Raw genomic sequence first — 20646 nt, 5'->3', positions numbered from 1 at the left:
GTCTTAGTCCTTGCGGTCTGGATTGCCGCCCGATGCGGCGTAAAGGGATTGCGTATAAGGGTCGGTGAAACTGCCATCGTGCAGCGCTGTTGCGGGCGCGATCTCGACGATGCGGCCCTTGTTCATCACCGCCATGCGGTCGCACATGAAGCTGACGACAGGCAGATTGTGGGTGACCATCAGATAGGTCAGCCCCTGCTCACGGCGCAGTTTCTTCAGCAGGTTGAGGATCTCCGCCTGTACCGAGACATCCAGCGCCGATGTGGGCTCATCAAGCAGCATCACCTTGGGTTCCAGCATCAGGGCGCGCGCGATGGCGACCCGCTGGCGCTGCCCGCCCGAAAGCTGGTGTGGGTAGCGAAACCGAAACCGCTGGTCGAGGCCTACGGCTGCGAGCATCTCGATCACGCGGGCATCGCGATTGCCCAGCCCATGGATCTTGAGCGGCTCGCTCAGCACCGTGTCCACGGATTTGCGCGGATGCAGCGATCCATACGGGTCCTGAAACACCATCTGGCAGCGGGTGGCAAAGCCCTGATCCACGTTGCGCCCGCGGGGCTGTCCCAGTACCGAGATCTCGCCGGTCCAGTCGGGCGCGAGGCCCGCGATGGCCTTGAGGATCGTGGATTTGCCAGAGCCGCTTTCGCCGACCAGCGCAAAGCTCTCACCTTCGGCGACCTCAATATTCACACCCTCAACCACCTTGGTGTGGCCATAGGAAATGTCGAGATTTTTCAAAATGATCGCGCTCATGTGCCGCTCCATGCGCTGCGGTCGAGGACGGGGAGTTCCTCGCGCGTTTCTTCCATCCGTGGCACCGCCGCCAGCAGGCCTTGGGTATAGGGGTGCGTCGCCTTGTGCAGGTCCTCTGCCGCGCAGCTCTCGACCACTTCGCCTGCGTGCATCACGAGGATGCGGTCGCAGTAGCGCGCCACCAGATTGAGGTCATGCGAGATCAGGATCAGCCCCATGCCCTTGTCGCGTACCAGCTCGTCGATGAGGTCCAGAACCTGCGCCTGCACGGAGACATCCAGCGCTGAGGTCGGCTCATCCGCGATCAGCATATCCGGGCGCGGGATCAGCATCATGGCGATCATGATGCGCTGGCCCATACCGCCCGAAACCTCATGCGGATAGAGGTTCACCACCCGTTCGGGATCGTTGATGCGCACGGAATGCAGCATCTCCAGCACGCGGGATTTGACCTCGCTGCGGGCAAGGTTCTCGTGGGTCTTGAGCGCCTCGGCGATCTGCGCGCCGATGGTCATCACCGGATTGAGCGAGAATTTCGGGTCTTGCATGATCATCGAGATCCGCGCGCCGCGCAGGTCGCGCATCTTGCGTTCCGACAATCCTTGCAGGTCGATGCCGTCAAAGATCATGCGATCAGCCTGCTGGCGTCCCGGTTTACGCACAAGCCGCAGGATCGCGCGGCCCGTCATGGATTTGCCCGACCCGCTTTCGCCGACGATGCCGAGCCGTTCGCGACCCAAGGTGAAGGACAGGCCTTTGACCACCTCGACGCGCCCCTGTGGCGTGGGGAAGCTCACGCGCAGGTTTTCCAGTTCCAAAAGTGGCATATCGCTCATGATTTGCCTCCCTGTTTGGGGTCCAGCACATCGCGCAGGCCGTCACCGAGGAAACAGAAACCAAGCGAGACGATGATGATGGCAAAGCCCGGCATGGTAGCGACCCACCACTGATCGAGGATAAAGGCCCGACCGCGCGAGATCATCGCGCCCCATTCCGGCAGCGGCGGCTGTGCGCCAAGGCCGAGGAAGCCCAGACCAGCTGCGGTCAGGATGATACCTGCCATATCCAGCGTCACCCGCACGATCATCGACGAGGTACACAGGGGCAGCACATGGCCGGTGATGATCCGCGTGTGCGACGCCCCCAGCAGGCGCATGGCCGAGATGAATTCCGAGTTGCGGAAGGTTAGTGTTTCGGCGCGTGCGATCCGGGCATAGGCGGGCCAGGATGTGATGGCGATGGCGATAATCGCGTTTTCAATCCCCGGCCCAAGCGCTGCCACAAAGGCCAGCGCGAGGATCAGCTTTGGCATCGACAGGAACACATCCGTCACGCCCATGATGATCTTGTCCGTCCAGCCACCGAAATAGCCGGATACCGCTCCGATGAGCAGTCCAAGCGGTGCGGAGATCACTGCCACCAGCGCCACGATCAACAGAGTGATGCGCGCGCCGTAAATGACGCGGCTAAAGATGTCGCGGCCCAGCTCATCGGTGCCCATCCAATGCGCGGCAGAGGGCGGCAGCAGGCGTTGACCGAGGTTTTGTCCCAGCGGGCTGTGGGGGGCGATCCACGGCGCAAAGATAGCCGCTAAGATCAACACCAAGAGGATCAGAGCCCCAACCACAGCGAGCGGATTGCGCATCAGCATCCGTGTCACGCGGTAGCTGTGACCCAAGGAAGCCTGCAGGCGGGAGCTGGGGGAGTCGTCGAGCAGCCAGTTTGTCATCGTTGTCATGGCACCCTCCTATCGGCTGCGCGGGTCGAGAATGCGGTAGAGCACATCCGACAGCTTGTTGATGAGAATGAAGACCGAGCCGATCACCAAAGTTGCACCAAGGACGGCGTTCATATCGGCATTGAGCAGCGCCACGGTCAGATAGTTGCCGATGCCCGGCCAGCTAAAGACCGTCTCGATCATCACCGAACCTTCCAGCAGTGCTGCATAGGAAAGGCCGATCACTGTGATCAGTGGCACTCGGATCGGGCGGAAGCCGTGGGTCCAGATTACCCGCCATTCCGACACGCCTTTGACGCGGGCGGTGGTGATGTACTCTTGGCCGAGCTGATCCAGCATGAAGCTGCGGGTCATGCGCGCGATATAGGCCAGCGAGAAGAAGCCAAGGATGGTGGCGGGCAGGATCAGGTGATCCAATGCGCTCCAGAACACATCCATGTCGCCTGCAATGAGGGCATCAACCAGCAGCAGGCCGGTGTGCGGCTCGACCAGACCCTCGTAGAAGATATCGACACGTCCCGGACCACCGACCCAGCCAAGGCCTGCGTAAAATACGACCAGCCCCACAAGACCAAGCCAGAAAGCGGGAACAGAGTAACCCAGCAGTGCAAAGACGCGGATCAACTGATCCACCCATGTGCCTTGCCTTGCAGCGGCCCAGACACCCAGCGGAACGCCCATGCCGACGCCGATGATGATCCCAAGCGTTGCCATCTCCAGCGTTGCCGGGAAGACACGCGCGAGATCCTCTGCGACGGGTCGGTTGGTGGACACCGAATGGCCGAGATCGCCCTGAAACACATCGCCCACATAGGTGATGAACTGCACCACCAGTGGCTGATCCAGCCCCATGGCGATGCGGGCGGCGTCGTATTGTTCTTGCGTGGCGCGATCTCCGACCACGGCCAGAACCGGGTCAATCGGGATCACGCGGCCGATGAAGAAAGTGATCGCCATCAATCCGACAAAAGTCAGGAACGTGACGATGACAAAGCCACCAAATGCGCTGGCGGTTTTCCTCAGCCCGGCGTGTGAAGGCGCGGCTGTACTCAAGGGTCTGGTCCCCTTTTCTCCTCCCAAAACCCCCGGCAGCCGGGAGATCTGGCATCGTGAAAACTCTGCGCCAGAGCGGCCCCTGACGCGGTGGTTGGTGCATCAGGCATAAAACAATTTTCGAAATGTGCAAAAAAATTTTTGCCTGACAAAAATTTTTTTTGTAGCGTGAGCGAGACAACATCCAGGAATGTGACCCTGTCTGATGCTACAGACGCAGGGTCCAACCCAAAGTGTGAAGAACAAAAATGCCGCGTGAAAAACCACCACAAGAGCCCAATGTCGGCCCCGCGATCCGCAAGCGCCGCAAGCAATTGAAACTGACCTTGCAGGCGCTCTGCGACAAATCCGGTGTGTCTGTGGGGTACCTCAGTCAGGTTGAGCGCGACAACGCAACACCTTCGCTTGGGACCTTGGCGCAGATTTCAGCGGCGCTGGATGTTGGGCTGGATTATTTCATTTCGGCATCGAAGCCTTCGGATGGTTTGACCCGTGCGGGAACACGTCCGCTGTTTGCGCTGGATGATTCCTCTCTGCGCTACGAGGCGCTGGGCGCGGATTTTCCCGGCTCTGAGATGTCGTCCTATATCCTGCACATCCCGTCTGGCTATGTATCGGAAACCGTGAGCCATGAGGGCGAAGAGATCATCTTTGTCCTTGAGGGGGAAATCCAGCAAACGCTGGATGGCCAGTCCTTCGCCATGACCGCGGGCGACAGCCTGCACTACAGCGGCAACACCCCGCACGCATGGAGCAACCCAACCGATCACACCGCCCGAATCCTCTGGACCGGGACGCTGACAGTTCTCAACCGCAAAGGCGCCATCGAGCTTCCGGAACTGTCCCACAAACAGAACGCGTAAACCGCGACAGACTGACTAGAAGTTTCATCCAACAAGGAGACCTCCCGTGAAACATCTGAAGACAACATTGCTGGCCAGCGCGCTGCTGTTGCCGCTTGCGGCACCTGCCGTCTTGGCCGACACGCCCGAGGGCGTGCTGGTGGTGGCACAGAACATCGACGATATCGTCGCAATCGACCCTGCGCAGGCCTATGAGTTCACCTCTGGCGAGTTGGTCACCAACCTCTATGATCGTCTGGTTCAATACGATGCCGAAGACACCACCGTTCTGGCGGCAGGTCTGGCATCGGAATGGGTCACCGATCCCGACGCCAAGACCATCACCTTCACCCTGCGCGATGGCGCGACGTTTGCCTCTGGCAACCCTGTAACGGCAGAAGACGTGGTCTATTCCTTCTCCCGCGTGGTGAAGCTGAACCTGACCCCGGCGTTTATCCTGACCCAGCTGGGCTGGACGGCAGATAACATCGGCGAGATGGTCACGGGCGAGGGCAACACCGTCACTGTGAAATACGCGGGCGATTTCTCTCCGGCGTTTGTGCTGAACGTCCTGGCTGCGCGCCCCGCATCCATTGTCGACAGCAAGCTGGTGCAGGAAAACGAAGTTGACGGCGACATGGGCAATGCGTGGCTCAATGCCAATGCAGCCGGTTCCGGTCCCTTCACGCTGCAACGCTATTCTGCAGGTCAAATGGTGCGCATGCAGGCGAACCCGACCTATTTCAACGGCGCGCCCAAGATCGACAGCGTGATCATCCGTCACGTTGCCGAAAGCGCGACCCAGCAGCTGCTGCTGGAGCAAGGCGATGTCGATCTGGCGCGCAATATGACGCCGGATCAGGTGGCTTCGCTCGACAGTGGCGAGATCAAGGTCGAGACCTTCCCGCAGGCGGCTGTCCACTTCCTGTCGTTCAACCAGAAAACCGAGAGCCTGACGCCCCCCGCTGTTTGGGAAGCGGCACGCTATCTGGTCGACTACAAAGGCATGACCGACACGATCATCAAAGGTCAGATGGAAGTGCATCAGGCCTTCTGGCCCAAGGGCTTCCCCGGTTCTTATGATGAGACCCCGTTCTCTTATGACCCGGAAAAGGCCAAGAGCATCCTGTCCGAGGCCGGCATCGAGACCCCGATCACCGTGTCACTGGATGTGATCAACGCGGCCCCCTTCACCGATATGGCGCAGTCGCTGCAAGCGAGCTTTGCCGATGCGGGCATCAACTTTGAGATCCTGCCGGGCACCGGGAGCCAGGTAATTACCAAATACCGCGAGCGCAGCCATGAGGCGATGCTGCTGTATTGGGGCCCGGATTTCATGGATCCGCACTCCAACGCCAAGGCCTTCGCCTATAATTCCGACAACTCTGACGACAATTATGCAGCGACCACCACTTGGCGCAACGCATGGGCCGTGCCGGAAGAGATGAACAAGAAAACCATGGCAGCGCTGTCCGAGAGCGACGCGGATGCGCGTCTCGACATGTACCGCGAGCTGCAAAAAGAGGTGCAAGCCGAGTCGCCCATCGTGATCATGTTCCAGGCCGCCTATCAGGTCGCCATGAACGAGGCGGTTTCGGGTTACGTCAACGGCGCGACCTCTGACTTTGTGTTCTACCGTCTGGTGGAAAAAGAGTAACTGTGAACTGATCGGGCCGCCCGCGCTGGTGGCCCGATTCCCCTATCTCTCCCTATAATCCCGGAGCCTTCGATGACCGAATTCCCGCTGACCGCCGCCCGCCTTGCTGCTCTGCGTGCCCGTATGGAGCTGACAGGCACCGACCTTGTCGCCCTCGGCCCTTCCAGCCATATGGCGTGGCTGTCTGGTGTGCATCCTCATGGCGATGAGCGCCCGGTGATGCTCTTGGTGAGCCAGTCTTATGCGGGCTTTTTGATGCCGGCGCTGAATGCCGCCGCCGCGCGCAAGGACACGGACCTGCCGTTCCACCCATGGCGGGATGACGAAGGCCCGGATGCCGCTTTGGCCGCACTGCTTGAGGCCTGCGGCGCGACGCGCCCGAATCTGTCGGTGGTTCTGGATGAGACCATGCGCACCGATTTCTCTCTGCGCCTGTTGGACGCACTGGAAAACCCACGTCGTCGTTTTGCCGATGATACCGTGAGCCTGTTGCGAGCCTCCAAGGACGACAGCGAGTACCACGCGATCAAAGCCGCGCATCTGACCAATGACAAGGCCGTCAAGGCCGCGTTTGCCGCCCTCAAAGAAGGCGTCACCGAGCGCGAGATCGTCGAGTTGATCAAATCTGAATATGCCGCTGCCGGCGCGACGCTGGAGTTTTGCTCCGTGTGCTTTGGCGCTTCTGGGGCCTTCCCACACCACACACCCGGTGACACCCAGTTGACCCGCAACTCTGCTGTGCTGATTGACACCGGCTGCCGTCTGGATGGCTACCCGTCCGACATGACCCGCTGCGGCTACTTTGGCACGCCCGAAGAGGATTACGAGGAGGTCTTTGCCGTGGTCGAGAAGGCCGTTCAGGCTGCGCTCGCGGTGGCTAAACCCGGTGTTGTGGCCAGCGATATCGACAAGGCCGCGCGCGATGTGATCACCGCCGCGGGCTATGGAGATCGTTTCCTGCATCGCACCGGCCATGGTCTCGGCATCGACATTCACGAGCCGCCCTATATCGCCGCCAATTCCGACGTGGTGCTGGCCGAGGGCAATGTGTTCTCGATCGAGCCGGGCATCTACCTTGAGGGTAAGTTCGGCATCCGTCTGGAAGAGATCGTCATCCTGCGCGAAGACGGTGCGGAGATCTTTTCCGAGATGCCGCGCGACATGGTGCGCGTCTAAGCACACAGCCCGTCAGGGCTAAGGACAAACAGGCGGCGTGGCTCAGAGCTGCGCCGCCTGTTTTCCGAGTTGTCCCGGCACCGCCAGATCCCGCAGCGCAAGGCCCGCGAGGCTTGCCATGTGCCAGCCGAGAACTTGATTGGAACTCAGCACCGGCAGGCCCAGTTCCTCTTCGAGGGTCGGAATGACCTCAAGTGTGCGCAGGTTGGTGCAGGACAGGAAGACCGCATCCAGTTCAGCCCGTGATGCAAGCGCATGGGCCGCGGCACGGACGGAGGCAGGTGCGATCCTCGCGACACGGGCCTCGACCTCTTCGCCAAAACCAAGCATGTCGGGCACCACAAAATCCGCTGCTTCAAATCCTGCGCGGATCGGGGCAGCCACAGAGGCGATATAGGGCGAGACGATCCCGACACGCGTCACGTTCAGTGCCCGCAGCGCAGCAATCGCGGCGCTGAGCGGGTCGCTGACGGCATGTGTCGTGGCATTGGCATGGATCAGTTCTCTCACGCGACCTGCGCCGATCAGACTGGTGCCGGAGGTGCAGCCATAGGCGATGACCTCAAACCGGGCGGCAGGCGGCAGGAGGCGCGCGGCCTGTGGTAAATCCTCTTCCATGGCGGCGATGGTGTCGGGCGTCAGCTCCGCACCGGAGGGAACGCGACTGATGTGTAGCCGTGCCGCAGGCTGAGGAAACATCTGGCGGAAGTCCTCTTCGATGGTTTCATCCACCTGCAAGGCAATCAGCCCGAGACGCGGGCGCGGGTCTTCGGTGATCTCATACGGAAAGGATGTCATCACCCAAGCTCCGGCAGGTCAGAGGGCGCACGGGGCGACAAAAGCTCAGCACCACTTTCGCGCAAAACGATGTTTTCCTCATGCACCATGATGCGACCCGGCCCCACCATTGCGCCGGGTTCGAGTGTCAGCACCATGCCCGCCCGCAGGGGCGTGGTGTCCTTCGGGGTGAACGACGGCCACTCCGTCAACGTCACGCCCAGCCCATGGCCCAGCCGTCCAGCGCCGGGTGTTGCCCCTTGCGCAACCAGCGCATCGCTCAGTATCTGATGCACATCCCGCGCCAGCATCCCCGGACGCAGCGCCTCAAGACAGGTCTCTGTCGCAGACCAGAGCGCGAAATGCGTGCGTTTGGCCAGATCCGAGGCCGGACCGATGGCATAGTTGCGGTCAAAGTCGCAGAAATACCCCTCGCGGACAGCGCCGGTGTCGAGCATCAGAATATCGCCGCGCTCCAGCGGCTGCGCGGTGGCCGGAGAGATCACATCGCCGTAACCGTCCGCGCCCGCGCCGCCGGCAAGATAGCTCACCCAATCGGCCCCCTCATCCAGTAACAGGGCCTGAAATGCGCGAAACACCTGATCAAGTGGGCGGCCCACGCCCGCGATCTCTGACACCCGATCAAAAGCGCGCCCAGCGATGGCGCAGGCGGTGCGGATCTTGGCGATTTCGGCCTCGGATTTGATCTCACGCACCCGCTGGACAATATCAGTGCCATCCATCAGCTGTCGCGGGGCCAGCTGCGCGCAAAGGGCGTGATAATCTGCAAGCGGCATCCGCAAATGTGTCTCTAATCCCATGGGCAGAGCAATTTTTCCCTGCTCCGGGACCAGTGACGCCAGCGTGTCGACCAAGAGGCTCAGGCCGTCATCCGCAGGGTCAGGCGCATCCCACGTCCGGACCTGCGTGATCCATGTGCGCTGCATCAAGGCGGCACCGATAGAGGGGATGACCGCCACCGGAGCGCCAGAGGCGGGCACCACGATGAACCAGGGCCGGGCGGGGCTTTCCCAGAACCGGGTCAGGAACCCAGTCACGTAAAACACATCCGCCGCCGTGGTCAGCAGCAGCGCATCGGCCCCGGCTGTTGCCATACGGTCCTGCAACCGGGTGATGCGGTTTTGATATTCACGCGCGGGAAAGATCAGCGACGTTTCAGGCATCCTCCGGCCCTTCGCTCAAGATCGCGAGAACGCGGGCCTCTGCGGGCAGATCAAGCCCGGCGATCAAGGCACCGATCCCGGCCCCGCCAGAGGGGGTTGTGGCCAGTCCTTCGGTTTGGAGTGTGACCACGGCGGCAGCGGCCTCCTCTTCGCTGAGGGTAACAAATAGATCCGCATCGCGCGCCAATCCCTGAAGCGCGATCATCGACGGCGTTTTGCAATCCAGCCGCCCCATCGCAGAAACCGGCCCTTGGGTATCGACCACGTTGCCAGCCCGGATGCTTTCCATGAGGGCAGGGGCTGCCTCGGGCTCAACGACAATGATCTGTGGGGCGTCGCTCCAGACCTTGCGGGCATGGGCGGCGACCGCGGCCGCCAACCCACCCACCCCGGCTTGCAGCAGGATATGTGTCGGGGGCGCGGGGATCTGCTGAGCGGCCTCCGCAGCGAGTTGCAGGTACCCCTCCATCACCAGATAAGGGAGTTCGGTATATCCGGGCCAAGAGCTGTCAGAGAGCAGCGTCCAGCCGTTGCGCGCGGCCGCCGTCTCTGCCGCATCCATGCTGGCCTCGTAATCGTTTCCCTCGCGCACCACCTCGGCACCTTTGGCACGCAAGCGCGCGGCAAAACTTTCGGGCACGGTTTCGGCAAGGTAGATCACCGCCTGCGCCCCAAACAGGGCCGCCCCGGCGGCAACGGACAGTCCGTGGTTGCCTGCACTTGCGGTGACGAATGTGCGCCCTGCCAGCGCTTTTGACCAATCGCCACCCTCAACCACATCCCACGCGGCGCGGGCAATGGCATGTGCGGCCCCGAGTGCCTTGAAACTGCCAAGCCCCATGCGGTTGCGCTCGTCCTTGAGGTGGATTTGAGCAACGCCACATTGCGCGGCCAGCGTGGGCACGGACAGGAGCGGTGTTTCCTGATGCGCAGGGCATTGCCCCAGCAGACCGGCGACCCCTTTTGCATCATCGCGAGGAAACGGCGCGTCGAGGGCGAGACCCCGACCACGGTGGGGGTTGGCAAATGTCACGGGCATAAAGCGGGCTCCTGTTCTTTGATGCCCAGCCTAGCGCCCTTGCGGTGACGTATCCCGGATTTCTCGGATCGGATCGGGCCGAAAACCGTACCGACCGAGCTACAATGATCCGAATACCGTCCGGCAGAACCGTTGCGTCTTACCCAAAGGCCGAATTTCCGCCATTCTGCCGGTATGGATAGATTCGACGCCCTGATACTGGAGGCCATCCAGTCCGACGCCCGCATGACCGCCGAAGCGCTCTCCAAACAGGTGGGGCTGTCGCCAGATGCCTGCCGCAAACGCTTGGCACGGTTGCGGGCGTCTGATGTGGTGGAATCTGAGATCACCGTGCTCGCCCCGGACAAGGTGGGACGTGGGTTGCTGCTGATTGTCGAGGTGACGCTGCAAAACGAGCGGATGGAAGATTTGGACCGCTTCAAGGCGCAGATGCGCGCCGCACCGGAGGTGATGCAGTGCTACTATGTGACGGGCAACGCGGATTTTGTGCTGATCATCTCGGCGCGCGATATGGCCGATTATGATGAGTTCACCCGTCGTCAGTTCTTTGCCGAAGAAAACGTACTGCGGTTTCGCACCAGCGCGGTGATGGATCGGGTGAAAACAGGTTTCTCAATGCCAGTGCTTGATATGGTCGACCAGTCCCGACGTACCTCATAATAACCTGCGCGCTGGCAACCACTCAGCGCGCAGGTCTAGGTTCAGGGTTTGGACAAGTGGCCTATTCTGCGGCTTGTGGCGGAGTTTCCTCCAACACCACATTCGCATTCACCAGATCATCTTCCTTGTGAAACAGCGGGTAGATGAAGAGGAACGCAGCCGCGATCAAATAGCCACCGGTCACGCTGTTCAGTTCTGGCCAGTGCAGGCTCGCCCCGTGGATGATCCCAAGCGCCGACATTGCTGCCGCAGCAATGGCAAAGCCTCCTGCGCCGCGAAAGTTCCCGTCAATCACATAGGCAACGATGGCCCCCCAGATCAGCCCGGTCAGGATGGCCCCCTGTGAAAGCGACAGATGACCGCTGAAATGTGCGCCCTGTTGTAGCAGTGCCGAGGTCAGCGCGGCGTCTCCCAACTGCGGCACGCCTGCGACGCCGACCGCTCCGAGCGCGCCGATCAGGGCCGCCCATTTCACCATCAAAAACGCCGAGACATGCGGCATCATCGCGATGGTCACTGCCGCCATGTGCTCGGTCTTGACCGAATGGGCAGTGTTGGTGATCAGGCTCAGCGCCACAAACACCAGCACCGGCGCCGCCGCGGCCACCGGGATCAGGTTGTTGAGGAAGGCAAGCAGGCCAAAAAACGCCGCCAGCGGGATCACCGTGCCGACGCCGATGATATAGCCTGAATGCGCTCCCATGCGTTTATAGGCCGGATGGCCGATATAGGCGGTGGTCGGAAAGGGAGAGCCAAAGACCGCGCCGATCATGGTGCCCACCCCGTCGGTGATCTGGCAGGTGGCCACCGGGTAGTGATCGCCCGCCGCCTCGGCGCTCTCGACGTTGTTCATGGTCTCGATGAAGTTGTAGATCTGCACTGGCACCAGCACCAGGAACAGCTCAGGATTGGCAAAGAGGTACTGAATACCCGCGATCAGATCTCCGATGTAGGGCAGCGGCGGATAGAAGCCGATGCCCTCAAGGCTGAGGGTCGAAGTGCCCAGCATCAGCGCCACTACGGTGCCAACAATCAGCGCCAGAAGACCTGCAGGGATATTATACGGCAGGCGAAAGCGCCCCACGAGCCCCCAGAGAATGATGATCATGGAGGCAAAGCCGATAAACGGGTTCTCAAACACGGTCGCCAGAGGCACCGAACCGATGAACACCAGCGCAATGCCGCAGAGCGTGCCGAGCATACCCGCGCGTGGTGTCACGCGTTTGAGCCATGGGCCGACAACCGCACCAAGGGCGGCAACAATTCCGCCCATGAAACCGGCTCCGATCCCCACCTGCCACGCCAAAAGCGGATCATTGGTGGCCCAGTAGATCGGGCCGATCACGCCAAAGAGATAGACAAACATCACCGGCGTCGAGATGCCGTAGGGCAGGGCGGTGACGTCCCGCCCGTGTTGGTGTGCGGCGCGTTTGGCAAGCGCCACATAGGCCACGATCCCGGCAAGGATCGCAACACCGGCCCCCGGCACGATGCGGCCATAGACGATCTCGGCGGGCATTTGAAAGACGAACTGACAGATGCCCGCAAGCACCATCAGGTTGACGATATTGTCGGTAAACAGAGCCCAGAACGCGCTGAAATCGCTGCGGTGAAACAGCTTGTAGGTATAACTCCCATCCCTCATGGGGACCTCCCTTTGATGGCCGACCTTTGGGGTGGTTCTCCTCCCTCCCCAATCAGGTGCGGCGGTCTACTACTGCGCCGCGATATGCAGGGCAGTCTCCCCATATGCGGGGTGGTCTGCGGCAGTTTCAGAGGTCAGTGCCGTGATCACTTCTGCCGCAACCTGTGCGGCAATCACGGCGGGCCGCTTGTCGCGGCTACCGCCTGCCCCGATGGGGCAGATCAGATCTGCGACAGAGAGCCCGTCGCAGTGGTCTTGGGTCCAGCTGGCGAATTTCGCCCGTTTGGTGGCAGAGCCGATCATGCCGACATAGGCCGCATCACCCCGTTGCAGGGCGGCAGAGGTCAGCAGGAAATCAAGCCCGTGGTCATGTGTCAGCACGATGAAGGCGCTGCCCTCGGGGGCGTTCATCACGTCGATTTCGGGGATCGCGCTCTGGCGGCGCTCGACCTGCGCGTGGGACTGCGCCAGTTCCTCCTCGCGTTGGTCAATCAGCACCGCGCGCACCGGCATGTGCTGGAACAGATCCGCAAGCGCGCGGCCTACGTGGCCTGCGCCGAGGATATAGACAGCAGGCAGCTCCGCGTCCTGTGCCTCTGCTTCGCGCAGGGCGGCCTCCTTGTCGCTTGTGCTCATCCGGGTGAGGGCGATCTCAACCCGCCCGCCGCAGCATTGGCCGATCTCGGGTCCAAGCGGTACATCCATATGGTGCGACAGGTTCCCCGCCGCCAGCAATTCCCGCGCCGACGCGATGGCAAGATGCTCCAGCTGGCCACCGCCGATCGTGCCAAAGAGGCTCTCGGCGCGCACATACATCTCGGTGCCCATGTTGCGCGGCGAGGACCCCCGCACCCGCGTCAGCCGCAGGCTGGCCACCGGGCCGGGCGCGTCGAGAAACTGGCGAAGGCGCTCTGCCTGCATGGCCTCACCCTCCGGCCTTCAGCCGTTCAACGGCCATCAGCACGCGTTCGGGCGTGGCGGGTGCCTCAAGACGCGGGCACTCGCGATAGTCGGCAACCGAGGCCACCGCCATCGACAGCGCCTCCAGCACCGAGATCCCCAGCATGAAGGGCGGCTCGCCCACGGCTTTGGAGCGTTTGATGGTCATCTCGCGGTTTTCCGACCAGTCGGCGAGCTTCACGTTGAAGCTGCGCGGCCGATCCGAGGCCAGCGGGATCTTATAGGTTGAAGGCGCATGGGTGCGCAGGCGCCCTGCGTCATCCCACCACAGCTCCTCGGTGGTGAGCCAGCCCATGCCCTGGATAAACGCGCCCTCAACCTGGCCCTTGTCCAAGATCGGGTTCAGCGACCGGCCCACATCATGCAGGATGTCGGTGCGCTCCACCCGGTATTCCCCGGTGAGCGTGTCGATGGCGACCTCCGAGCAAGACGCGCCGTAGGCGTAATAGTAGAACGGCCGTCCCTTGCCCGCCGCACGATCCCAGTGGATCTTGGGCGTCTTGTAGAAGCCTGCCGCCGACAGATGCACCCGCGCCATATAGGCCTCGCGGATGAAGGCGGCGAAGTCCACCACCTCCTCGCCGATGCGAATGTGGTTGGGGCCAAAGCTGACCGCGCTTTCGGCCACGCCCCGGCTCTCGGCGGCAAATTTCACCAGCCGCGCTTTGATCTGCTCGCAGGCATCCAGTGCTGCCATACCGTTGAGGTCGGACCCGGAGGAGGCCGCCGTGGCAGAGGTGTTCGGAACCTTCTCCGTGGTGGTCTTGGTGATCTTGATGCGGTCGAAATCGACATGAAACGCCTCGGCCACCACTTGCGCAACCTTGGTGTTCAGACCCTGACCCATCTCGGTGCCACCATGATTGAGGTGGATCGAACCGTCATTGTAGATGTGGATCAGCGCACCGGCCTGATTGTACCAGGTGGCGGTGAAGGAGATGCCGAATTTCACCGGCGTCAGCGCGATGCCACGACGGATGATGCCGCCCTTGGCATTGTCGGCAATGATCGCCGCGCGGCGTGCCTGATAGTCGGCGCTTTCCTCAAGCTCCTCGACAATGCGACCGATCACATTGTCCTCCACCTCCTGATGATAGGGGGTGAGGGTGCGACCATCGCCGGGTTGGCCGTAGAAATTGGCCTTGCGCACCTCCAGCGGATCCTTGCCCAGCGCATAGGCGATTTCCTCGATCATCCGCTCTGCGGCGACCACGCCCTGGGGGCCGCCGAAGCCGCGAAACGCTGTGTTAGAGACTGTGTTGGTCTTTTGCGGGCAGGATGTCAGTCGCACATGCGGATAGAAATAGGCGTTGTCCGCGTGGAACAGGGCCCGGTCGGTGACCGGGCCGGACAGATCAGAGGAATAGCCGCAACGCGCAGCAAACTGGCTGTCCACCGCCAGAATGCGCCCTTCACCGTCAAAGCCGAGATCATAATCGATCACAAAGTCATGCCGCTTGCCGGTGGCGGTCATGTCCTGATCGCGGTCGGGGCGGATCTTGACGGGGCGGTTCAGCTTCTTTGCGCCAAGGGCCGCAACGGCGCAGAACAGGTTCATCTGGCTTTCCTTGCCACCAAACCCGCCGCCCATGCGGCGCACGTTCACCACCACCGCATTCGACGGCACGCCCAGCACATGGGACACCATATGCTGCGCTTCGCTCGGGTGTTGGGTGGAGCAATGCACTACCACATCGTCATCCTCGCCCGGAATGGCAAAGGCGATATGCCCCTCGAGGTACATGTGATCCTGCCCGCCGACGGTGACGCGGCCCTGCACACGGTGCGGCGCTTCGGCCAGACCAGCCGCCACATCGCCGCGCTCCAGCTTCAGCGGATCGGTGACCATCGGCATGCCCGCCTCGCGCGCCGAAATCGCATCCAGCGCGTGGGGCAGCACGTCATAGTCGACATCCGCCAGCTCCGCCGCCCGCCGTGCGGCATCGCGGCTCTCGGCGATCACCGCAAACAGCGGCTGGCCGTGGAATTCCACCTTTTCGGTCGGGAACACCGGCTCGTCATGTTTGCCGGTGGGGCTGACGTCATTGACGCCAGGGATGTCCTCGGCGGTCAGCACATCGACCACGCCCGGCGCGGATCGCACGCGGGTCAGATCCATGGCGCGGATGTTGGCATGTGCAACGGTGGAGACCCCGAGATAGGCGTGCAGGGTGCCTGCGGGTTCCAGAATGTCATCGGTATAATCGGCCCGGCCCTGCACCTGCTTGATGGCGCTGTCGTGCTTGAGGTCCTGATGGGCGGCGCCCTTGATCTCGGCGCTGATGTTCAGATCTTTCATGGTTCCGTCCTCCCTCACGCGATGGCCAGACGCACCGGTGCGTCATGTGTGCTGTCTTGTTCCAGATAGAACCGGCGCAAGAGGTTGGCGGCGACGGTGGTCCGGTAGTCCGCACTCGCGCGCCAGTCGCTCAGTGGGGTGAAATCTTGGGTCAGCGCCTTTGCTGCCGCATCGAAGGTTGCCGCTGTAAAGGGCTGTCCGACCAGCGCCGTTTCGGCATGCGCGGCCCGTTTCGGAGTGGCTGCCATGCCGCCAAACGCCAGACGGGCGGCGGTGATGATGCCATCACTGACGGTGACGCTGATCCCGGCGGCCACCGAGGAAATATCCTCGTCCCGGCGTTTAGAGATCTTGTAGGCGGCGTCGATCTGGCCCGGTTGGCTGCGCGGAATGCGGATGGCGGCGACAAAATCGCCCGCTTCGCGGTCCTGCTTGCCATAGTCGATAAAGAAGTCTTCCAGCGGCAGGATGCGGGTGCCACGCAGGCTTTGCAGCATGACCTCTGCGCCAAGGGCGATCAGCACCGGCGGTGTGTCCCCGATCGGCGAGCCATTGGCGATATTGCCGCCGATGGTGCCCATATTGCGCACCTGCCAGCCGGCGATGCGGTCCCAGTATTCGCCGAGATGTGGGAAGGCCTCGCGGATCGCGGCCTCGCTCTCGGAATAGGTGACACCAGCGCCGATAGTCAGCGCGTCATCATTCAGGTCGATGGTCTTCAGCCCCTCCAGATGGGTGATGAACACCACCGGCGAAATGGGGCGCATGAATTTGGTGACCCACAGCCCCACATCGGTGGAACCAGCCACAATGGTCGCCTTGGGGTTATCAGTCAGCACCTGCGCGAGGTCGGCAACGTCCTTGGGCAGGATCGCACGGTCGTCCTCCGGGCCTGTCGTAATACGCGTTTTGGGCTGAAGCGCGATCAACTGCGCGGTCACAGCTTGGCGCTCGCGGGTGAGGTGGTCATGCGCCGGGGTGCCGTATTGGGTGACGGCCATCGCCGCCCGAACAATCGGCTCATAACCGGTGCAGCGGCAGAGGTTGCCTTGGATCGCAGTTTCCACCTGCTGCATCGACGGCTCCGGATTGCCCATCCACAGCGCATAGAGCGACATGACAAAGCCCGGCGTGCAAAAGCCGCACTGACTGCCGTGATAATCCACCATCGCCTGTTGCACAGGGTGTAGGCGACCCTCCGGTCCGGAGAGATGCTCGACGGTGACGATGTGGCACCCGTTCAGGGACGCCAGAAAGCGGATACAGGCGTTGACCGTTTCATAGCGCAGCTGGCCCTGATGCAGGCGACCGACCAGCACGGTGCAGGCACCGCAATCGCCCTCGGCACAGCCCTCCTTGCTGCCCGTCAGGCGCTGATCAAGGCGCAGGTAATCCAGCAAGGTCAGCGTCGCTTTGACGTCAGCGATGCGCTTTTCCTCTCCGTTCAGAAGAAAGCGGATTTGATGTTCCTGAGCCATTGAACCTCCCTGTTCTGCCCTGCCTCTAGAGCTGTGGCACAGAGTAACCCCTCTGACTCCATTGAAATACGGCGTGCTTTGCGAAATACTTTCAACGATGTGTTGATAATCAGAGGCGATTTGCTCGGCTATATCGGGAGAGTCTCAGCAATCGAGGTTTTTGAATGGCTTATATGGAGAGCCTGCGTCTGTTCTGTCGCGTGGTGGAGCTGGGCAGTATCACATCAGGCGGGCGGGACGTGCGTTTGACCCCGGCTGTGGCCAGCAAACGGATCAAAGAACTGGAAGAACATCTCGGTGTGCGGCTGTTCAATCGCACCACACGGTCGCTGACGCCGACAGAGGCAGGCAAGCGATTCTACCAAGAAGCCTTGCGTATCCTTGAGGTGGTCGAGGAAGCAGAGAGCGTGGTTGCGCAATTCTCTGGCCGCCCGCGTGGGACCCTGAAAATCACCGCGCCTCTGGCGGCCGGACGGCTCATTATCGCCCCGTTAGTGCCTGATTTTGTCAAACTACACCCCGAAATTGATGTGCAGATGCGGATGTCGGATCGCCGTGTCGATATCCTTGCCGATGGGTTGGATCTGGCGTTCTTTGTCGGCACACCGAGCGACTCGAGCCTGAAGATGCGCAAGATCGCTGGGGTGGAGCGCGTGCTATGCGCATCGCCCTCTTATCTGGAACGGTACGGCACCCCGCGTGTGCCGCAGGATCTGATGGGCAAACACAACTGCCTGCTGCTGCGCTACCCACGTTCGCCAGAGTATTTCTGGACCTTGAACACAGAATCTGGATTTCGAAAATTCGAAGTCAGCGGCAAATATGATGCCGATGACAGTGAGGTGCTGTTGAACTGGGCGCTGGATCACCGGGGCATCGTCAATAAACCGCGATTTGAGGTGGCCGAGCATCTCCGCACAGGCGCGCTGGTGGAGATCCTGCCGGAGGCGCGCCCTATGGCTGCGATCTTCGGCTGCCTTTATCCGCATAAAAAACTGCAGGACCCGAAGGTGCGCCTGTTGGTGGATTTCATCACCGAACGCGGTCAGGCCTATCTGGACGCGCATGTCTGACAAAAAAACGCCCCGGCGATGAACCGGGGCGCAAACAGCCGTGAGTGATGGCGTCTTGAGGTTAAAAATCGACTTCGATGGCGATGCCCTTTTTCACCGCCAACTCAATCACTGAGGCGGCTACCGCAAGGTCCTGAAGGCCGACGCCAGTGCCGTCGAACAGGGTGATCTGCTCCGCTGAACTGCGGCCCGGATGCGCGCCGTTAATAACGGCACCCAACTGCGCCACATCCGCCTCGGCAATCAGCCCCTGCGCCACCGCATGCTGCGCCTCGCCGATGGAGATGGATTGCGCGACCTCGTCGGTAAAGACATCGGCGCGGACCAGAAGCTGGGGATCGACCTCCTGCTTGCCCTTGGTGTCGGTGCCCATGCAGGCGATATGGGTGCCAGGGCTGACCTGATCCGCCTGCAGGATGGCATCAAACGACGATGTGATGGAAATGATTACATCCGCTGCACGCATGCCGTCCAGCTCCACCGCCTCAAACGGCAGGCCCGCCTCGGTTGCGACCTCTTCGAGGTTCGGCAACATCTCGGGATGCAGGTTCCAGCCGATCACCTTGTCAAAGTCACGCTGCTCCAGCGCGGCGCGCAGTTGGAACTTGGCCTGATGTCCGGCACCGATCATGCCGATCACCTTTGCATCCTCGCGCGCAAGGTGCTTGATCGATACGGAAGACGCCGCCGCCGTGCGCAATGCGGTCAAGAGGTTGCCGCCCACCATGGCGCGCACCTTGCCAGTGTCGGGGTCAAACAGGAACACAGTGGACTGGTGGTTGATCAGTCCGCGTTTTTCCAAGTTGTTGGGCCAGTAGCCGCCGGCCTTCAGCCCCAGCGACAGGCCCGCGCGGTCAAAGCCGCCCTTAAACCCATAAAGCGCGTCTTCATGGCCAATGGCCTCGCGCACCACCGGGAAGTTGTAGGCATCACCGGCGGCCATGGCGGCAAAGACCTTCTCCACCGCATCAAAGGCAGCATCGCGCGTCATCAAGTCGGCAATCGCCCGTTCGGGTACGATATACATCAGTGTCTCCATTGATCGGGCGCGGCCCATTCATCTGGACCGCGAGGCAAATAAAAAGCTGGCGGAGGGCTGCGATGCACACCTCCGCCAGTTGGGGGGTCAGTAGGCCTTGCCGCGGGCAGATACCGGCCACAGGGTCTCGACCTTGCCGCCACGCACGCCGACGTACCAGTCGTGCACATTGGCGGTGGGGTCGCAGTGGCCCGGCACCAGCTTCAGCTTCTCGCCGACCTTGAGCACGCCGTCAGGGTCGGCAATCACGCCATGCTCGTCGGAGCATTTGACGTATTCCACATCCGTGCGGCCAAAGATGAAGGGCAACCCGCTGTCCACTGATTGCGCCTTGAGGCCCGCGTCGCAGATCGCCTTGTCGGATTTTGCGTGGCTCATCACCTGGGTGAGGATGAAGAACGCGTTTTCCCATTCTCCCTGATCGATCCGTTTGCCATCCTGATCAAGGATACGGCCATAGTCGGCGTCCATGAACGCATAGGAACCACACTGCAATTCGTTATAAACGCCCGAGTTAGACTCGAAATAATAAGAGCCTGTACCACCACCAGAGACTAATTCAGGCGCCAGACCTGCCGCTTTCAGACCCTCGACCGCATCCGCCACCTGTGCGATGGCGATGTCGAGTTTTTCTTTGCGACCCTCGTAGCTATCTATGTGTTGCATGGCGCCCTGATAGGCTTGGATGCCGGTGAACTTCAGGCCCGCTGCCGCATCAATTGCCTGTGCGATCTCGACCACGGCTTCGGTGGTGGTGACACCGCAACGCCCCGCGCCGCAGTCGATCTCAACAAAGCACTCGATCTCGGTGCCGTGCTTTTGTGCGCCCGCCGACAGATCCGCCACATTGGCCAGATCATCGACGCAGACAATCGTGCGCGCGCCAAGCTTTGGCAGCCGGGCCAGACGGTCGATCTTGGCCGCATCTCGCACCTGATTAGAGACTAATATGTCCTTTATGCCACCACGGGCGAAGACTTCGGCCTCCGACACTTTCTGGCAACAGACACCCACCGCGCCGCCCAGCGATTCTTGCAGCTTGGCCACATCCACCGATTTGTGCATCTTGCCGTGCACGCGATGCCGCATGCCATGCGCCTTGGCATAGTCGCCCATCTTCTTGATGTTGCGCTCCAGCGCGTCAAGGTCGAGCACAAGACAGGGTGTCTGAATATCGGCTTCGTCCATGCCGGGCAGGGCCGGTACGTCAAAGCCCACTTCAAGGTTTTCGAAATTTGCGGGTGCATTCATTGGGGTTACTCCAATATTAGAG

Annotated in this window: 18 protein-coding genes; 5 read left to right on the top strand and 13 right to left on the bottom strand. The window is 61.5% G+C overall.

Annotated features, from left to right (window positions below):
• Window positions 1–3: 3 nt before the first annotated feature.
• Genes QNI81_RS12790 through QNI81_RS12775 form a run of 4 tightly spaced genes read right to left on the bottom strand, consistent with a single transcriptional unit; the run spans window position 4 to window position 3544 of the window.
• Window positions 4–753 carry an ABC transporter ATP-binding protein gene (locus QNI81_RS12790; RefSeq protein ID WP_283966734.1) on the bottom strand — a complete coding sequence of 250 codons (750 nt, stop codon included), beginning with the start codon at window positions 751–753 and terminating at the stop codon, window positions 4–6.
• Window positions 750–1589 (bottom strand): ABC transporter ATP-binding protein, encoded by an 840-nt coding sequence (locus QNI81_RS12785; protein WP_283966733.1) that lies wholly within the window; start codon window positions 1587–1589, stop codon window positions 750–752. Before QNI81_RS12785 ends, QNI81_RS12790 begins: the two co-directional genes overlap by 4 nt.
• On the bottom strand, window positions 1586–2491 hold the full coding sequence (locus QNI81_RS12780; protein WP_005622798.1) for an ABC transporter permease: 906 nt from the start codon (window positions 2489–2491) through the stop codon (window positions 1586–1588). The genes QNI81_RS12785 and QNI81_RS12780 overlap by 4 nt, the downstream gene beginning before the upstream one ends.
• Before the next feature lie 9 nt (window positions 2492–2500).
• Window positions 2501–3544, bottom strand: a complete 1044-nt coding sequence (locus QNI81_RS12775) for an ABC transporter permease (protein WP_065328471.1) — start codon at window positions 3542–3544, stop codon at window positions 2501–2503.
• A 248-nt stretch (window positions 3545–3792) separates the two neighbouring features.
• On the opposite strand from QNI81_RS12775, the gene QNI81_RS12770 reads away from it, so the two are divergent.
• The 3 genes from QNI81_RS12770 to QNI81_RS12760 all read left to right on the top strand — a co-directional run bounded on the left by QNI81_RS12770 (window position 3793) and on the right by QNI81_RS12760 (window position 7219).
• The gene (locus tag QNI81_RS12770) at window positions 3793–4407 is read left to right on the top strand and encodes a helix-turn-helix domain-containing protein (protein WP_005622802.1); all 615 of its coding nucleotides are present in this window, start codon (window positions 3793–3795) and stop codon (window positions 4405–4407) included.
• 46 nt (window positions 4408–4453) lie between these two features.
• Window positions 4454–6043 (top strand): ABC transporter substrate-binding protein, encoded by a 1590-nt coding sequence (locus QNI81_RS12765; RefSeq protein ID WP_065321207.1) that lies wholly within the window; start codon window positions 4454–4456, stop codon window positions 6041–6043.
• Between the two features lie 72 nt (window positions 6044–6115).
• Complete coding sequence (locus tag QNI81_RS12760; RefSeq protein WP_283966732.1) at window positions 6116–7219, top strand: M24 family metallopeptidase; 1104 nt, start codon at window positions 6116–6118, stop codon at window positions 7217–7219.
• A 42-nt stretch (window positions 7220–7261) separates the two neighbouring features.
• Here QNI81_RS12760 and QNI81_RS12755 read toward each other — a convergent pair whose 3' ends face one another.
• The 3 genes from QNI81_RS12755 to QNI81_RS12745 are packed head-to-tail and all read right to left on the bottom strand — an operon-like array spanning window position 7262 to window position 10219.
• Window positions 7262–8017, bottom strand: coding sequence for a maleate cis-trans isomerase family protein (locus tag QNI81_RS12755; protein WP_283966731.1), 756 nt, complete (start codon window positions 8015–8017; stop codon window positions 7262–7264).
• Window positions 8017–9180 carry a M24 family metallopeptidase gene (locus QNI81_RS12750; protein ID WP_283966730.1) on the bottom strand — a complete coding sequence of 388 codons (1164 nt, stop codon included), beginning with the start codon at window positions 9178–9180 and terminating at the stop codon, window positions 8017–8019. The genes QNI81_RS12755 and QNI81_RS12750 overlap by 1 nt, the downstream gene beginning before the upstream one ends.
• Window positions 9173–10219 (bottom strand): pyridoxal-phosphate dependent enzyme, encoded by a 1047-nt coding sequence (locus QNI81_RS12745; protein WP_283966729.1) that lies wholly within the window; start codon window positions 10217–10219, stop codon window positions 9173–9175. Before QNI81_RS12745 ends, QNI81_RS12750 begins: the two co-directional genes overlap by 8 nt.
• A 174-nt stretch (window positions 10220–10393) precedes the next feature.
• On the opposite strand from QNI81_RS12745, the gene QNI81_RS12740 reads away from it, so the two are divergent.
• Complete coding sequence (locus QNI81_RS12740; RefSeq protein ID WP_110362905.1) at window positions 10394–10879, top strand: Lrp/AsnC family transcriptional regulator; 486 nt, start codon at window positions 10394–10396, stop codon at window positions 10877–10879.
• Window positions 10880–10940: 61 nt separating this feature from the next.
• Here QNI81_RS12740 and QNI81_RS12735 read toward each other — a convergent pair whose 3' ends face one another.
• The 4 genes from QNI81_RS12735 to xdhA form a co-directional block, all read right to left on the bottom strand.
• Window positions 10941–12524 (bottom strand): permease family protein, encoded by a 1584-nt coding sequence (locus tag QNI81_RS12735; RefSeq protein WP_283966728.1) that lies wholly within the window; start codon window positions 12522–12524, stop codon window positions 10941–10943.
• A 69-nt stretch (window positions 12525–12593) separates the two neighbouring features.
• Window positions 12594–13445 (bottom strand): xanthine dehydrogenase accessory protein XdhC, encoded by an 852-nt coding sequence (gene xdhC, locus QNI81_RS12730; RefSeq protein ID WP_283966727.1) that lies wholly within the window; start codon window positions 13443–13445, stop codon window positions 12594–12596.
• A gap of 4 nt (window positions 13446–13449) precedes the next feature.
• Window positions 13450–15783 carry a xanthine dehydrogenase molybdopterin binding subunit gene (gene xdhB, locus QNI81_RS12725; RefSeq protein ID WP_283966726.1) on the bottom strand — a complete coding sequence of 778 codons (2334 nt, stop codon included), beginning with the start codon at window positions 15781–15783 and terminating at the stop codon, window positions 13450–13452.
• Window positions 15784–15797: 14 nt separating this feature from the next.
• Window positions 15798–17261 (bottom strand): xanthine dehydrogenase small subunit, encoded by a 1464-nt coding sequence (gene xdhA / locus QNI81_RS12720; protein WP_283966725.1) that lies wholly within the window; start codon window positions 17259–17261, stop codon window positions 15798–15800.
• A gap of 164 nt (window positions 17262–17425) precedes the next feature.
• Here xdhA and QNI81_RS12715 point away from each other — a divergent pair, with 164 nt between their 5' ends.
• Window positions 17426–18334, top strand: coding sequence for a LysR family transcriptional regulator (locus QNI81_RS12715; protein ID WP_283966724.1), 909 nt, complete (start codon window positions 17426–17428; stop codon window positions 18332–18334).
• A gap of 61 nt (window positions 18335–18395) precedes the next feature.
• Here the strand turns inward: QNI81_RS12715 and bhcD are convergent, their stop codons facing one another.
• Window positions 18396–19361, bottom strand: coding sequence for an iminosuccinate reductase BhcD (bhcD, locus tag QNI81_RS12710; RefSeq protein WP_283966723.1), 966 nt, complete (start codon window positions 19359–19361; stop codon window positions 18396–18398).
• A 99-nt stretch (window positions 19362–19460) separates the two neighbouring features.
• Window positions 19461–20624, bottom strand: coding sequence for a 3-hydroxy-D-aspartate aldolase BhcC (gene bhcC / locus QNI81_RS12705; RefSeq protein WP_283966722.1), 1164 nt, complete (start codon window positions 20622–20624; stop codon window positions 19461–19463).
• Window positions 20625–20646: the final 22 nt, after the last annotated feature.

The sequence above is a fragment of the Tritonibacter sp. AK171 genome (assembly GCF_030127025.1).
Lineage (GTDB): Bacteria > Pseudomonadota > Alphaproteobacteria > Rhodobacterales > Rhodobacteraceae > Epibacterium > Epibacterium mobile.
This window is presented reverse-complemented; position numbering and strand designations above follow the sequence as displayed.

Excerpts from the sequence above, each read along its gene's own strand:
- xdhB (WP_283966726.1), bottom strand. The coding sequence starts at position 15,783 with ATGAAAGATCTGAACATCAGCGCCGAGATCAAGGGCGCCGCCCATCAG.
- QNI81_RS12755 (WP_283966731.1), bottom strand. The coding sequence starts at position 8,017 with ATGACATCCTTTCCGTATGAGATCACCGAAGACCCGCGCCCGCGTCTC.
- QNI81_RS12790 (WP_283966734.1), bottom strand. The coding sequence starts at position 753 with ATGAGCGCGATCATTTTGAAAAATCTCGACATTTCCTATGGCCACACC.
- QNI81_RS12740 (WP_110362905.1), top strand. The coding sequence starts at position 10,394 with ATGGATAGATTCGACGCCCTGATACTGGAGGCCATCCAGTCCGACGCC.
- xdhC (WP_283966727.1), bottom strand. The coding sequence starts at position 13,445 with ATGCAGGCAGAGCGCCTTCGCCAGTTTCTCGACGCGCCCGGCCCGGTG.
- QNI81_RS12745 (WP_283966729.1), bottom strand. The coding sequence starts at position 10,219 with ATGCCCGTGACATTTGCCAACCCCCACCGTGGTCGGGGTCTCGCCCTC.
- QNI81_RS12735 (WP_283966728.1), bottom strand. The coding sequence starts at position 12,524 with ATGAGGGATGGGAGTTATACCTACAAGCTGTTTCACCGCAGCGATTTC.
- QNI81_RS12785 (WP_283966733.1), bottom strand. The coding sequence starts at position 1,589 with ATGAGCGATATGCCACTTTTGGAACTGGAAAACCTGCGCGTGAGCTTC.
- QNI81_RS12760 (WP_283966732.1), top strand. The coding sequence starts at position 6,116 with ATGACCGAATTCCCGCTGACCGCCGCCCGCCTTGCTGCTCTGCGTGCC.
- QNI81_RS12715 (WP_283966724.1), top strand. The coding sequence starts at position 17,426 with ATGGCTTATATGGAGAGCCTGCGTCTGTTCTGTCGCGTGGTGGAGCTG.
- QNI81_RS12770 (WP_005622802.1), top strand. The coding sequence starts at position 3,793 with ATGCCGCGTGAAAAACCACCACAAGAGCCCAATGTCGGCCCCGCGATC.
- QNI81_RS12780 (WP_005622798.1), bottom strand. The coding sequence starts at position 2,491 with ATGACAACGATGACAAACTGGCTGCTCGACGACTCCCCCAGCTCCCGC.
- QNI81_RS12750 (WP_283966730.1), bottom strand. The coding sequence starts at position 9,180 with ATGCCTGAAACGTCGCTGATCTTTCCCGCGCGTGAATATCAAAACCGC.
- bhcC (WP_283966722.1), bottom strand. The coding sequence starts at position 20,624 with ATGAATGCACCCGCAAATTTCGAAAACCTTGAAGTGGGCTTTGACGTA.
- bhcD (WP_283966723.1), bottom strand. The coding sequence starts at position 19,361 with ATGTATATCGTACCCGAACGGGCGATTGCCGACTTGATGACGCGCGAT.
- xdhA (WP_283966725.1), bottom strand. The coding sequence starts at position 17,261 with ATGGCTCAGGAACATCAAATCCGCTTTCTTCTGAACGGAGAGGAAAAG.